This window comes from Bacillus velezensis, assembly GCF_001461825.1.
In the GTDB taxonomy this organism is placed as follows: domain Bacteria; phylum Bacillota; class Bacilli; order Bacillales; family Bacillaceae; genus Bacillus; species Bacillus velezensis.
On the sequence record NZ_LLZC01000018.1, the window covers coordinates 428,187 to 442,215 of the forward strand.

General features: G+C 45.6%; 15 protein-coding genes, 1 tRNA gene and 1 riboswitch. Of the genes, 10 read left to right on the plus strand and 6 right to left on the minus strand.

Translation table 11 applies throughout. The features are described 5' to 3' along the window. The 3 genes from AR442_RS10815 (at position 1) to AR442_RS10825 (ending at position 1,464) form a co-directional block, all read left to right on the plus strand. Complete coding sequence (locus AR442_RS10815; protein WP_007613337.1) at positions 1–831, plus strand: undecaprenyl-diphosphate phosphatase; 831 nt, start codon at positions 1–3, stop codon at positions 829–831. A 127-nt stretch (positions 832–958) separates the two neighbouring features. Next, positions 959–1,031: transfer RNA gene (locus AR442_RS10820), tRNA-Ala, on the plus strand. A gap of 112 nt (positions 1,032–1,143) precedes the next feature. After that, positions 1,144–1,464 carry a hypothetical protein gene (locus AR442_RS10825; protein WP_014418727.1) on the plus strand — a complete coding sequence of 107 codons (321 nt, stop codon included), beginning with the start codon at positions 1,144–1,146 and terminating at the stop codon, positions 1,462–1,464. A gap of 66 nt (positions 1,465–1,530) precedes the next feature. On the opposite strand, the gene AR442_RS10830 is transcribed toward AR442_RS10825, so the two are convergent. Continuing rightward, a complete protein-coding gene (locus AR442_RS10830; protein ID WP_021495345.1) occupies positions 1,531–2,172 on the minus strand; it encodes a cupin domain-containing protein in 642 nt (213 codons plus the stop codon). A gap of 218 nt (positions 2,173–2,390) precedes the next feature. Between AR442_RS10830 and hmpA the strand changes: the two genes are divergently transcribed. Next, positions 2,391–3,566 (plus strand): NO-inducible flavohemoprotein, encoded by a 1,176-nt coding sequence (hmpA, locus tag AR442_RS10835; protein ID WP_014418725.1) that lies wholly within the window; start codon positions 2,391–2,393, stop codon positions 3,564–3,566. A 141-nt stretch (positions 3,567–3,707) separates the two neighbouring features. After that, a complete protein-coding gene (locus tag AR442_RS10840) occupies positions 3,708–4,553 on the plus strand; it encodes a glucosaminidase domain-containing protein (protein WP_014418724.1) in 846 nt (281 codons plus the stop codon). Between the two features lie 34 nt (positions 4,554–4,587). Here the strand turns inward: AR442_RS10840 and ktrA are convergent, their stop codons facing one another. From ktrA to cudC, 3 genes are all read right to left on the minus strand, one after another. Beyond that, positions 4,588–5,256, minus strand: a complete 669-nt coding sequence (gene ktrA / locus AR442_RS10845) for a potassium uptake protein KtrA (protein WP_014418723.1) — start codon at positions 5,254–5,256, stop codon at positions 4,588–4,590. Positions 5,257–5,421: 165 nt separating this feature from the next. Next, a complete protein-coding gene (gene bslA / locus AR442_RS10850; protein WP_025650408.1) occupies positions 5,422–5,958 on the minus strand; it encodes a biofilm surface layer hydrophobin BslA in 537 nt (178 codons plus the stop codon). A gap of 160 nt (positions 5,959–6,118) precedes the next feature. Beyond that, the gene (gene cudC / locus AR442_RS10855) at positions 6,119–6,673 is read right to left on the minus strand and encodes a transcriptional regulator GbsR (protein WP_014418721.1); all 555 of its coding nucleotides are present in this window, start codon (positions 6,671–6,673) and stop codon (positions 6,119–6,121) included. Between the two features lie 200 nt (positions 6,674–6,873). Between cudC and betB the strand changes: the two genes are divergently transcribed. From betB to AR442_RS10870, 3 genes are all read left to right on the plus strand, one after another. Next, complete coding sequence (gene betB / locus AR442_RS10860; RefSeq protein ID WP_014418720.1) at positions 6,874–8,346, plus strand: betaine-aldehyde dehydrogenase; 1,473 nt, start codon at positions 6,874–6,876, stop codon at positions 8,344–8,346. 17 nt (positions 8,347–8,363) lie between these two features. Further along, on the plus strand, positions 8,364–9,572 hold the full coding sequence (gene gbsB / locus AR442_RS10865) for a choline dehydrogenase (RefSeq protein ID WP_053285198.1): 1,209 nt from the start codon (positions 8,364–8,366) through the stop codon (positions 9,570–9,572). 71 nt (positions 9,573–9,643) lie between these two features. Further along, positions 9,644–10,225, plus strand: coding sequence for an MOSC domain-containing protein (locus AR442_RS10870; protein WP_017419516.1), 582 nt, complete (start codon positions 9,644–9,646; stop codon positions 10,223–10,225). Position 10,226: 1 nt separating this feature from the next. Here AR442_RS10870 and AR442_RS10875 read toward each other — a convergent pair whose 3' ends face one another. Further along, positions 10,227–10,715 (minus strand): DinB family protein, encoded by a 489-nt coding sequence (locus AR442_RS10875; RefSeq protein ID WP_017419515.1) that lies wholly within the window; start codon positions 10,713–10,715, stop codon positions 10,227–10,229. A gap of 146 nt (positions 10,716–10,861) precedes the next feature. Here AR442_RS10875 and AR442_RS10880 point away from each other — a divergent pair, with 146 nt between their 5' ends. Then, positions 10,862–11,392 (plus strand): NfeD family protein, encoded by a 531-nt coding sequence (locus AR442_RS10880; RefSeq protein ID WP_017419514.1) that lies wholly within the window; start codon positions 10,862–10,864, stop codon positions 11,390–11,392. Positions 11,393–11,411: 19 nt separating this feature from the next. Further along, positions 11,412–12,941, plus strand: a complete 1,530-nt coding sequence (locus AR442_RS10885) for a flotillin lipid rafts scaffold protein FloT (protein WP_014418715.1) — start codon at positions 11,412–11,414, stop codon at positions 12,939–12,941. Between the two features lie 30 nt (positions 12,942–12,971). Here AR442_RS10885 and thiT read toward each other — a convergent pair whose 3' ends face one another. Further along, complete coding sequence (thiT, locus tag AR442_RS10890) at positions 12,972–13,553, minus strand: energy-coupled thiamine transporter ThiT (protein ID WP_053285199.1); 582 nt, start codon at positions 13,551–13,553, stop codon at positions 12,972–12,974. A gap of 100 nt (positions 13,554–13,653) precedes the next feature. After that, a riboswitch (TPP riboswitch) is annotated at positions 13,654–13,754 on the minus strand. Positions 13,755–14,029 lie beyond the last annotated feature (275 nt).

The following is a 14,029-nucleotide window of genomic DNA, read 5'->3' on the forward strand; positions in this document are numbered from 1 at the left end:
ATGACACTATGGGAGATGTTCACAGCAGCCGTTTTGGGAATCGTGGAAGGGCTGACGGAGTACGCGCCGGTTTCTTCCACGGGACATATGATCATAGCGGATGACATCTGGCTGAAATCCGGAAGCCTGATGAATCCGGAAGCCGCCAATTCCTTCAAAGTGGTGATTCAGCTCGGTTCGATTCTGGCGGTGGCCATTGTGTTTAAGGATCGGATATTACATTTACTCGGCCTCAAAAAAAACGTCACGCGCGATCAGCAGAAGGGATACAGGCTGACCATCGCGCAAATCGCCGTCGGTCTTGTTCCGGCGGCGGTGCTCGGCTTTTTATTTGAGGATTTCATTGACCGCTATTTATTCTCTGTCAGAACGGTCGCTTACGGATTAATTGCCGGAGCCGTGCTTATGCTTATAGCGGACTGGATCAATAAAAGGAAAGAAACGATCGATACGGTGGACAGAATCACCTACAAACAGGCTTTCTGTGTCGGATTATTCCAGTGTCTCGCCTTATGGCCCGGATTTTCCCGCTCAGGCTCAACGATTGCCGGAGGTGTCATTGTCGGCTTGAATCACCGGGCAGCCGCAGACTTCACATTTATTATGGCTATTCCGATTATGGCGGGCGCAAGCCTTCTGAAGCTGGTGAAATACTGGAGCAGTCTTTCTTATGACATGATTCCGTTTTTTCTTGTCGGCTTTATCTGCGCCTTTGTCGTCGCCCTCTTAGTCGTCAAGTTTTTTCTTCGGCTCATCAATCGGATTAAGCTTGTCCCGTTCGCCATTTACCGTGTCATCCTCGGCATCATTTTAATCATGCTCGTGCGATAAACGAAGAGGCCCCCGGAGGGTCTTCTTTTTATGTTCGAAAAACGTCTCAGGAAAATATGAGCAAACTGAATTTTCTGCTTGAAATTCAAAGAAGACTCGTCTATAATAAAACATGACGTTACAGCACGGGGCCATAGCTCAGCTGGGAGAGCGCTACGCTGGCAGCGTAGAGGTCAGGGGTTCGAGCCCCCTTGGCTCCATACCTTTAAACCCTTATTCTATAAATAAGGGTTTTTTTGTTTTTTCATCTTCTGCGGCAGCCTCTGTGTTCTGCTTCATTTCTAACAACTCAAAATAAAGGAAAGAGAGAAAATGAAAAAGAAAATCTATCTTATATTATCTCTGTCAGCGGCACTGGCGCTTTTTTTGACAGCGCTTCCGGCTCTTTCTCCCGTCATCTTCACGTCTGCTTCAGAAAAAGGAGCCATCAGGCATGACATTTATAAAAAAGGATATCCGTATCAAAGCTACTTTGCGATTCTTCAAAAAGAAGAAGACGGCGGAGAGGCCGGGAACCTTTATTATGTAAATTGGTTCAATTGGAAAGATGAAACCGGACAGACGCCGCACGTATGTTATTCAAAAAAATCGTCCGAAGGCGAGTACAAAGTAAGCTGCGGAACCGGACCGTAATGATCAAGAGCCCCTCTCCAATGAGGGGCTCTTTCTGTCGAGCTGAATGCCGCTCCGGCTCTCCGTTTAATATCCCCAATATAACGGCGTATCATAATGCCGATACGGATCATTCGGATAATGCGTATTTGGCTGATAAGGCTTATTCATATCAAGAATACCCGTGTTTTCAGTCTGTCCGCAGTATTTATCGGGACCTATCACAGTTGATTGCCGGATCGGTGAAACGGCTTTTTCCCACTCATGCTCATTCAGACAGTACGTATGCGCCATGATCTCAGGCGGCGTCAGACGGAGAATATCCGAGCCGTATATCACTTCAGGCGAAGGGGCGTCAAATATGGCCAAAAGGTGGGTTTTGTCTGAAGTGGCGACTTCATAATGCCACCACCCCTGCGGAACATTCGCCACTTGTCCTGGAGAGATCGGATAATTCCGTATTTTCTGGGTGAACGGATTCAGCATCGACACCACCGCGGAACCCGAAATACAGTACACCAATTCAGCGGCGTTTTGATGGGTATGCGGTTCAATCACATTTGTTTTGCTCAGAAAGATATCTAATAATGAAATATTTTCAAGCGTGTTTAACTGTTTAATCCCCAATACATTGATAAAGTTCCGAGCATCTTTCGTAAAAAAACGGCTCTCATTCACATCATAAGTGAATTGTGTATTCGGAGACGTGTAATCGATATCGGAAACCATGCACTCCCCCGCTTTCATCTTTAAACGTATATTCCCAAATATATGTGTCCCTGTTTCACCGGGTGATAAAAAAAGGAGGTGAAATCCATAAATTCCAAATCCAACACAATATTGTGACGACTTTTTTAAAGATTCATTTTCAATATATCTTTTATTCGAAATATCTCTTACTATAAAGATATATTGAAAATACATCTTTAGAAGGGTTGAGGATTAACATGCTGGATGAGAGAACAATAGACATCATCAAAAGCACAGTACCCGTATTGAAAACACATGGAGAAAACATCACCGGACGCTTTTATAACCTGATGTTTCAAGATCATCCCGAACTGTTAAATATGTTTAACCAAACGAACCAAAAGAAACAGACTCAGCGCGCAGCATTGGCAAATGCAGTCATTGCGGCTGCGGCGAATATTGATCAATTAGAACAAATCATTCCGGCGGTCAGACAGATCGGCCATAAACACACAAGCATCGGTGTAAAACCGGAACATTATCCGATTGTCGGAAAGTATCTGCTTCTGGCAATTAAGGATGTGCTGCAGGATGCCGCAACTCCTGAGATTATGCAGGCATGGGAAAAAGCTTACGGTGTTATTGCGGAGGCTTTCATCGGCATTGAACAAGACATGTACAATGAAGCCGGATGGCAGGGGTATAAAGAATTTACGGTTATACAGAAAACGAAAGAAAGCAAAGATATTACATCATTTTATATCAAACCGAGTGACGGCTCTTCGCTTCCTGGATTTGAAGCGGGACAATATATCAGCATTAAAGTGCGGATTGCGGATTCTCCTTATACGCACATTCGCCAGTACAGCCTGTCTGATGCTTCTCAAAAAGGGGCATATCGGATTTCTGTGAAAAAGGACGGAGCGGTTTCTTCTCATCTCCACAATGAAGTTCAAGAGGGAGATAAACTTGAAGTCAGCGCACCCGCCGGGGATTTCAAGCTGTCTTCTTCCGAAAAACCGGTTGTTCTTATCAGTGCCGGCTCCGGAATCACGCCGATGATGAGCATGCTGAAAACAGCCGCCGAAAAACAGCCGGAGCGTTCCGTTACTTTTATTCATGCCGCGAAAAACGGAGAGTACGCCGCGTTCCGCAAAGAGGCTGAACAAGCTGCGGAGAATCATCCGAATATTAACGTCATTTATGTATACAGTGAACCGGCAGAACAAGACCGCTCAGGAGACAAGCCTTTTTACAGCGGCAGGATTGATCAAACCTTCCTGGAGCAGCTTCATCTGAATCAAGATGCTGCATTTTACTTGTGCGGATCAGCGCAGTTTATGACACAAATGAAAGACATGGTTCTTGCCCTCGGGTTTGACTCTGATTCCGTTCAATATGAATTGTTCGGCCCTCAGCTGAGCATGGCATAACAAAAAAGACTCCTCAAAAAGGAGTCTTTTTTATTTGCACAATGTGTTCTTTCTCCGTCTTTTTCCCTATTTTATTGAAATTTTCATCAATGACCAGTAAAATTATAAATCTAGTGATTCCGGAATTAAAGGAAGGTTGATATGAAAAAGAAAGCAAAGACCAAAAGGGTGCTTGGGTGCCTTTTTGCTGTATCTCTTATATTCGGATTATTTCTGGTATCAATGGTGTTTTCGAAATTCATAGTGACGGAAGAAAAACCGCCTGAAGAGGTGGACGAGCAGCAGGTCTTTATTGACAGCCTTTCCGGGCATGCTCAAATTTTATATGAGAAATATCATGTCCTTCCGAGCATCACCCTCGCACAGGCCATTCTCGAATCGGACTGGGGGAACAGTGAGCTTGCGGGGAAAGCGCGCAACCTGTTCGGTGTAAAAGGTGATTATAAAGGAAAACACGTCACGATGAAAACGGATGAATTTGAAAAAGGAAAACGAAAAACGATTCGGGCAAAATTCCGTAAATACAGCACGTTTTTTGAATCAATGGATGACCATGCAAAATTATTTGTCAACGGAACGTCTTGGAATAAAAAGAAGTACAAGCCCGTCATTGAAGCGGACAATTATAAAACAGCGGCGGCTGCCCTTCAAAAATCCGGCTACGCCACAGACCCCGGCTATGCTGAAAAAATTAAAGATGTCATAGAAACCTATAACCTGAATGAATATGACAAAATCAATGCCTCTCTTAAAGCAGTTGATATGAAAGGCGCCATCAAAGACCACGCCATTGAAGACGTGTGGTCGAAGCCGTCAAAAGAGCGGCATTCTATAAAACTGGCATCGGCGCAAAAGTTTACCGGCCAGCATATTAAAGTCGTATCTGAAAAACAAAACGGAGAATCCGTCTGGTACCAAATTCAAGTGAAAGATGAGCTGATCGGCTGGGTTGACCAAACCGCCGTCCAGTTAAGTGAAGAAACATAAGCATCAAAAAAAGCCGGCAGCCCGCCGGCTTTTTTTACATCCCTTCAGTTTCAAACCTTTTAATATCACGTTTATGCCCCATCAGCACAAGGCAGTCACATTCATGAATGACAGTCTCCGGAGAAGGGGACAGCTGAATGTCTCCGTTATGTTTCACGGCAAGAATGGTACAGCCGAATCTGGCCCGGACGCCGAGATCAAGAATGGATTTTAAATGCAGCTTTTTCGTGGCTGAAAGCTCCACGATGCTGTATTCATCTGACAAATCAATATAATTTAAGACGTTTTCATCCGAAAGGCTTTGCGCAATTCGCACGCCCATATCCTTTTCGGGATGGATAATACGATCAGCACCGATCTTTTCAAGCACTTTGTGATGATAATAGTTTTGCGCTTTCACCCAAATATTAGGGATGTTCAGCTCCTTCAATAACAGCGTCGTCAGCGTGCTTGCCTGAATGTTGGCGCCGATTGCTACGATGACATATTCAAAATTTCTGATGCCGAGCGACTGAAGCTCGCTTTCTTCCGTTGAATTTGCCCGCACAGCATGCGTGGCATAAGAGGAGTATGCGTTGACCCGCTCTTCGCTGATATCGACCGCAAGCACCTCATGCCCCATTTTAAAAAGCTCTTTACAGATGCTTCCGCCGAAACGGCCGAGTCCGATGACGGCAAATTGTTTATTTTTGATTTTTCCCAATCCTCATAACTCCTTAAGAAACTGTTTTCGTCACTCCAAATACAACAAACAAGAATGTACTCCTGTTTCAAGGGTTTGTCAATGCGAGGGCCGGAGAAAGAAAACAGCACAAAAAAAAGACCGGATGACAAGCGAGGGGCTTGTGCCGGTCTTTTTTCGCAATTATTAGCAGTCGCAAGGCTGTGTCGGCGGTGTGCTGCGTTTTTGAACAACAATTGTGTCCTCAGCATAGAATTTAGAGCCGATGCTTAATGATTTATTTTCTGCACGGAACTTATATGTACCTGCAGCAGGCAATGTTTTATTATTAAGAGAAAGCTTAAATTCCGCTGCGCCGAGCAAATCAATGTTTAACGGAAGTCTGACTGTTTTGCCGTTATTCAGAATTTGTCTTTCACGCAAAGCGTGTCCGTTGACTGTATCTTTTGTTGTAGCCGCAAATCCGCTAGGAAGGGTAAATTCCATAACGCCTAAGCTCAGGATCGTGTTCGGACGGTACGTCAATTCGATATCAGAAAATGACCATTCCTGCTGGCTGGCACCTGTATATTTTGCAAATAAGGTAGCAGTCGCTTTCGTGGACATTTCCGGCTCGTGAACGGTTGAGCCTGACTCAGCGGCGAATGACGCTGTCGGCAGAGAAAGAAGCAAAACCAGGCCGAATAAACTTGCCATGACAGTTGAGAAAAACTTGTGTTTCATTTTCATAAATCCCCCTAAAAAAAATTTGCTGATTGTTCTTAAAAAAGAACGACCATACCTATAAAAATTTACCATCAATTTTAATGGAAGTAAATGGGGTTATATTCCTATATTTTCTCAAAAATAATCAAATCACGACAAAAAAACGCCTGATTTTGATTCAGGCGTTTTTTTCGTCCGTTTCTATCGGAATAAATTTAAAAATCTCCCCGCTCTGAACCGAGTCGGCGAGCCGCTTCAGCCAATCATAATAAGCTTTCGAACTTTCAAGCTGATCATATAACTGCCGCGCTTCTTCCTGTAATTCCGCGTTGCCTTCCTCGGCCAGCAAAACGGACTGCAAATCCGCCTGGGCCTGTACGATGGCGGACAAATTCACCTGAACTTCACGATCCCATTTCGGCGGGAAGAAATTCGTGAAAAACGTAAAGAAATCTTTTTCCGCTACAAACGTATGCTTCCGTGTGCCGCGGTGAAAGGTTTTTTTGACCACATTTAAATCCTGCAGCTTTTTGACGCCTGTGCTCATACTCGGTTTGCTCATCTGCAGTTCCTCACGCATTTCGTCAAGCGTCATTTCATCCCTCATATACATTGTTCCGTATAAAATCCCGACACTTCGGGTGATTCCGTAAAGATCCATCGTCTCTGCAATGGAATCAATGACAAGATCCCTGGCTTGTTCTATAGCTGCGAATTCTGGATTCTCATCCATATTGTCCCTCTTTTCCTCTTGAAGTTTAAATTTGTTAAGTCATTTCTTTATGTTCTTAATCTTAACGAATCATGACAAAATGTCAAAATCTAAACGGACTGACCGGGTTTTGACAGGCAAAAAAACATGTGTTAAATTAATATTGTTAAAAACATTAAATTTTTATTTAACAAACTTATTTTTCGGTAAGGAGGACTCTTATGAGCAAAACGCTTTATATCGGCGGCGAATGGATCAGTGCAGAAAAAAAACAGACCCGCCGTATCATTAATCCATTTAATCAAGAAGAAATTGCAACGGTATGCGAAGGAGACCGGGACGATGCGGTGAAAGCCATCGCCGCAGCCAGAAAAGCATTTGATGAAGGGGAGTGGCCGGTGCTTTCCGGGCTCGAGCGCGGACAATTTGTTCTGAAAATTGCGGAATTAATCAGACGCGATCTGAACGAATTAGCTGAGCTGGAATCGCTCGATACAGGAAAAACGATTGAAGAAAGTAAAGCCGATATGGATGATATCGCAAATGTATTTCAATATTATGCCGGTTTGGCGGATAAAGACGGAGGCGAGGTCATTTCATCTCCGATTCCTGATTCCGTAAGTAAAATCGTCAGAGAGCCCATTGGCGTATGCGGACAAATTACGCCGTGGAACTATCCGCTCCTTCAGGCGAGCTGGAAAATCGCTCCCGCTCTTGCGGCCGGAAACACGATCGTTTTAAAGCCGAGCGAGATTACTCCGCTGACAACCATTAAAGTCTTTCAATTAATAGAAGAAGCCGGTATTCCGAAAGGGGTCGCCAATCTCGTGCTGGGGCCGGGCGCTTCTGTCGGCGATGAGCTGGCGAGAAACCTCGACGTCGATTTGGTCTCTTTTACGGGCGGAATTGAAACAGGCAAAAAAATCATGCAGGCGGCAAGCGGCAACGTGAAAAAGATTGCCCTGGAGCTTGGCGGCAAAAATCCGAATATCGTATTTCAAGATGCAGATCTCGAAACAGCTGCAGATCAAGCGCTGAACGCCGTGTTTTTCCATGCCGGCCAAGTTTGTTCGGCAGGGTCACGTCTTTTGGTGGACGAAGCCATTCATGATGAATTTTTAGCCGAGCTGATCAAGCGTACGAAACGCATCAAATTAGGAAACGGTTTTCATGAAGATACGGAAAGCGGTCCGCTGATTTCCGCCGAGCATCGGGCTAAAGTCGAAAAATACGTAGAAATCGGCATCGAAGAAGGGGCAAAACTGGAAACAGGCGGCAAACGTCCTGATGATCCCGCCCTTCAAAACGGTTTCTTCTATGAACCTACTATTTTCTCAAACTGCAAGTCTGATATGCGGATAGTCCAAGAGGAGATCTTCGGCCCCGTTTTAACAGTTGAGTCATTTTCTTCTGAAGAAGAAGTGATCAGACTTGCCAACGATACCATTTACGGGCTGGCCGGAGCGGTATGGTCAAAGGATATTGAAAAATGCGAACGCGTAGCCGCCAAACTGCGGATGGGAACGGTATGGATCAATGATTTCCACCCGTATTTCGCGCAAGCGCCATGGGGCGGGTACAAACAATCGGGCTTCGGCCGCGAACTCGGCAAAATCGGCCTGGAAGAATACACGGAAATCAAACATATTTACCGCAACACGAAACCTGCGGCTGTGAACTGGTTTCAAGCATAACGAGGAGGAGATACAATATGACATTAAATATGAAAGTAGAAAGCATGCATAAATTCCATACATTCGAAATCCCGACAGTCATTAAACACGGAATCGGTGCGATTCAGCACGCGGGGAGTGAAGTCAGAGCGCTTGGCGTCACAAAAGCGCTGCTCGTAACAGACCCGGGAATTTATAACGCGGGAGTGGCAAACCCGGTCATTGAATCTTTGCAGGAAGCGGGCATCGAAGTCGTCCTGTTTAACAAAGTGGAGCCGAACCCGCCTGTACGTCTTGTAAACGAAGGATCAGAACTGTATAAAAAAGAAAACTGCAACGGCCTTGTGGCTGTCGGCGGCGGAAGCTCCATGGATACAGCGAAAGCGATCGGGGTAGAAGCGACACACGAAGGAAGCGTGCTTGATTATGAAGCCGCGGAAGGCAAAAAGCCGCTGGAAAACCGTATTCCTCCGCTGACAACGATCCCGACGACTGCGGGAACAGGTTCAGAGGTCACACAATGGGCGGTCATTACAGATGAGGAAAGAGAATTTAAATTCAATACGGGCGGACCGCTTATCGCCGCGCATTTAACGGTCATTGACCCTGAGCTGCACACGTCCATGCCTCCGCATGTGACGGCCATGACAGGTATTGACGCACTTGCGCACGCCATCGAGTGCTTTACGATGAAATTCGCGCAGCCGATCACTGATGCCGTCGCTTTAATGGCCATTGAATATGCGGCGCATTATATTAAGCGCGCGTTTGCGGACGGAGAGGATTTGGAAGCAAGATACGGCATGGCGCAGGCGGCGATGCTTGCCGGCCTTTCATACGGCAGTGAATCAGCAGGCGCGGCGCATGCAATGAGCCAGACGCTCGGCGGCATCATCCCTGTCGCTCACGGACAATGCGTCGCAGCTATGATGGGGCCGGTAATGGAATACAACTGGAAAGGCTATCCGGAAAAATTCGCCCGCATCGCCAAAGCATTCGGAATCGATACAAGCAACATGACAACCGATGAAGCGGCAAAAGCGTCCGTCAACTGGATGTATGATCTTGTAAAAGATTTAGAGGTGCCGAGTTTAGAAGAACAAGGTGTGTCTCCGGACATGATTGAACGTTTATCAAAAGAAGCCATGAAAGATCCGCAAACATTCGGAAATCCAAGAGATTTGAATGAGAAAGCATACAACTGGATTTACAAACGCTGCTTTGACTTAACACCGAAAACGGTATAATAAATGAACCCCGCTCCTTTACAGAGCGGGGTTTTTTAAGGATAATGTCAAGAAAAAGGCGGTGGTGGCTGATGTGGAAACGCATAACAGCAAAGACGGAAGGCGTATATATAGCGGATACCGAACAATTTGTTACCAAAAAGATGGACAAGCTTCGTGCGGAATACGGCGGGTTTCCCGGTGACCTGCATTTCGGACTGACAAAAAAGGCCGGCGCGCGTGAGCCGATGTATGAAAGAGGAACAGAAATTTTTAACCGGAGACAAATTTCAATCGTGTCCATGGAGGAATGTGATGACATTGCGGAGAAGATGGGGATTTCTCATATCTTTCCCGAATGGCTCGGCGCTAACATCGCAATCAGCGGTTTTTCTGCACTGACGCCGCTTAAAGAAGGAAGCAGAATAATATTTCCAAGCGGTGCGTCTCTGTTGTGCGAGGGAGAAAATGATCCGTGCATTCAGCCGGGAGAAGTCATTCAATCCTTTTATCCGGATCAGCCAAAACTCGCCGCGGCGTTTGTGAGGCACGCGATGGGCAGAAGAGGAATTGTCTGTATTGTTGAACGCCCGGGTGATATATGCACGGGCGATGCGGTCACCATCCATTCTTATGAACCGAAACGCGCCAAGAAAAAAATCGAGAAGGTCTGACTCAGACCTTTTCGATTTTTTGTTTGATTTCTTCTATTTGATTGATGTGACGCTTTTCATGATGGCCGATAAAATCAATCCACTGGCGGATCGTCAGTTCTTGAAAAACAGGATGGGGAAGCACACGTTCTAAGTCTTCCTCGTTTAATGATGAAATAACTGCGGTCAGCTGCTGTCTTGCCGTATCTAATTCTTGTTTTGCTTCAATGACTGATATTCGGTTTTGCTCAGGTTCTAGGTGTGACGGCGCCGGCCGTTTATTTGTTCTGTCCTCTATAAACTCCATCGGTTTTTCTTCGATTTTTTTAAACGGTGCGTCTTTTGCCTGCTTTGATAAAAGGGTCTGCGCTGTTTCGTCAATTTTCTTTAAATGGTCAAGGACTTCCCGCACGCTCCACTCATCAGCCGCGGGCTTTCGGTTGAATTCCTCATCAGAGAGTCCTTTCAGTTCTTCCCAGGTCTGCTGTCTGGCTTCATTAAAAATGCTCATCCTATCTCCTCCTTTAGAGTAAACATATCATATCCGGATTGGATAATCATGTAATCAGCCTTCCTTATCAGAAAATTGAAACCATTTACCTTTACATCCGTATATAAAGTAACACTCCGACACCTCGGCCGAAAGGAGGATAGAAGATGAACATATTTCATCTGCCGCTTGAAACGGTCTATCTTTACACATTGATTATTTCGGGAAGTCTCACGCTTTTGATTCTGTTTTTTCAAGATGTGTTTCACGGCCTCTCGGAAGCCATTCCTGTTTCATTTTTAAACCCTGCATTGATTCTGTCTTTTTTAACAATCTTTTCAGCCTCAGGTTATATCGGCGAAATCGCCGCTCCGCTATCAAGTCCTGTCATTGCGTTGCTTTCATTTGTTCTTTCGGTTCTTTTGGTCAGCCTGCTTCACTTCTTCGTCCTTGTCCCGCTTTCATCAGCGGAAGAATCGCTCGCATATCGGGAGACGGATTTAAAGGGCAGAGTCGGCAGGGTCATTACTTCCGTCCCGAAAGACGGCTATGGAGAAGTGATCATAGAGGGAATAGGGGGCGCCATTTCTAAATCAGCCGTCAGCTTTGATCAAGAACAGATCAAGTACGGAACGGCCGTATTAGTGATTGACGTGAAAGACGGAGTGCTTTTTGTGACGCCGCATGAACCAATCTGATATCTAAGGGGGAACTGTTATGACTATGCCGATTATCATCGTTATCGGAATCGTATTCTTTTTACTCATCGCACTTATTGCTGTATTTATTACGAAGTACCGGACGGCGGGGCCGGACGAAGCCCTTATCGTGACCGGAAGTTATTTGGGAAATAAGAACGTCCACATTGATGAAGGCGGAAATCGTCTGAAAATCGTCCGGGGCGGGGGAACTTTTGTGCTCCCGGTATTCCAGCAGGCAGAACCTCTCAGTTTACTGTCAAGCAAACTTGATGTCTCTACACCTGAAGTCTATACAGAACAAGGCGTGCCGGTAATGGCCGACGGAACCGCCATTATTAAAATCGGAGGCTCCATCGGTGAAATCGCAACAGCAGCTGAACAATTTTTGGGGAAATCTAAGGAAGACCGTGAGCAGGAGGCACGGGAGGTGCTGGAAGGCCATCTGCGCTCCATCCTCGGCTCCATGACCGTTGAAGAGATTTATAAAAACAGGGAAAAGTTTTCTCAGGAAGTCCAGCGGGTCGCGTCTCAGGATCTTGCTAAAATGGGGCTGATGATCGTTTCTTTTACGATTAAAGACGTCCGCGATAAAAACGGCTATCTTGAATCATTAGGTAAGCCGAGAATCGCCCAAGTCAAGCGGGATGCGGACATTGCCACGGCAGAAGCGGATAAAGAGACGAGGATTAAACGCGCGGCCGCTGATAAAGACGCAAAAAAATCAGAACTGGAGCGGGCGACGGAAATAGCTGAAGCGGAAAAAATCAATCAGCTGAAAATGGCGGAATACAGAAGAGAGCAGGATACAGCAAAAGCCAATGCCGATCAGGCATATGATCTTGAAACAGCAAAAGCCCGCCAGCAGGTGACAGAGCAGGAAATGCAAATTAAAATTATTGAGCGGCAAAAGCAGATTGAATTGGAAGAAAAAGAAATCCTGCGCCGTGAGCGCCAATATGACTCTGAAGTGAAGAAAAAAGCCGATGCTGACCGTTACTCGGTGGAACAAGCGGCCGAAGCCGCAAAAGCGAAGCAGCTCGCCGAAGCGGATGCCGAGCAGTACAGCATCGAAGCGATGGCCAAGGCGGAAGCGGAACGCGTGAGAATTGACGGTCTTGCTAAAGCGGAGGCTGAAAAGGCGAGAGGAGAAACCGAAGCGGAAGTCATCCGCCTGAAAGGTCTCGCAGAAGCTGAAGCTAAAGAAAAAATCGCCGAAGCATTCGAAAAATACGGGCAGGCTGCAATCCTTGATATGATTGTGAAAATGCTGCCTGAATATGCGAAGCAAGTCTCAGCGCCTCTTTCCAACATTGATAAAATAACCGTCGTTGATACGGGAGGAAGCGGTGAAAACGGCGGGGCCAATAAAGTCACAGGCTACGCAACCAATTTAATGGCCGGTCTTCAGGAAAGCTTAAAAGCATCTTCCGGAATCAATGTAAAAGAGCTTATTGAGAATTTTTCAGGCAAAGGAAACATAAAACAAAGTATAAATGAACTTACAAAAGAACTGAGTGATTCAAACGAACGGCACAGCCCGGAATAAAAAAACAGCAGGCGTAAACCGCCTGCTGTTTCAGTTCGTCCGCTTAGCTTCAAGAAGCCGCGGCGCAGTCATGAATAATAAGATAAGGACAATGGCCGAAAGGATAAAAGAAGGAATCATATAAGTCGCGTTATAGACGGACGAATAAATCCATACCGGCGTGCCCTTCGGAGCATAGCTTCCGAAAAAGACAGCTCCGGAGACCACATGTGCCGCATAACGCAGCACACTGCCGATGAAAACACCGCCTATAACATACATCGTTAAAGCGCCTCTTTTTTTATTCAATGCCGATTCCCGTACACCGGAAGCAAACAAGCCGCTGAAACCGAGGACTGCAAATGCCGCGATGTAATCAAGAAATAGCTGCACCGGATGCTGCAAAAACAAATTGCCGATGGCGATCTGGACAAACCCTGTTAAAAAGCCTGTCGTAAGCCCGGCCTTCACTCCCCAGCGGAATGAAATCAAAAAAATCGGAATCATCATAATAGAGACCGAACCGCCTTGGGGCATCCGGAGAAACATACCTGAGACAATGTCAAGAATGACAGCCGCCCCGGTCATAATCGCTATTTCAATTAAGCGCACAAGCTGTGTTGAATGATTCATAGTTTTCCCCCTGGTCAGACAACCGTATCAAGGATAAACAAAAAAGCAGCGCGGGGAAGGATGGGAAAAGGTCCGCGCGCTGCTTACATAAACTGCAAATCATTTGGCTTTGCCACATCCCTACGCCAGCGTTAACTAACAGGTTCAAAGGGTCAGAACAAAACGTTCACTCTCAGCTTTAATGCTCCCCTTGTGGTCATCAAGTATTTAGTTCAATCTTACTATACAAGAAAATATGCCAAACCACAAGACAGCTTATCTTTCTATAGAAGAGAAACTGAAATAAGTATGAAAGAAAATAATTAATGATTTTTTTAAAAAAAACTATTGTCATATTTTCAAAAGGGTGTTATATTATTAAACGTCGCTGATGAACAGCAGACAACAACGAAAACTTCGGAAATAACTTAAAAAAGTTGTTGACATAAAAGAAGCTGAGTGGTAAGATAATAAAGCTGCTTCAACAAGCGGTAATG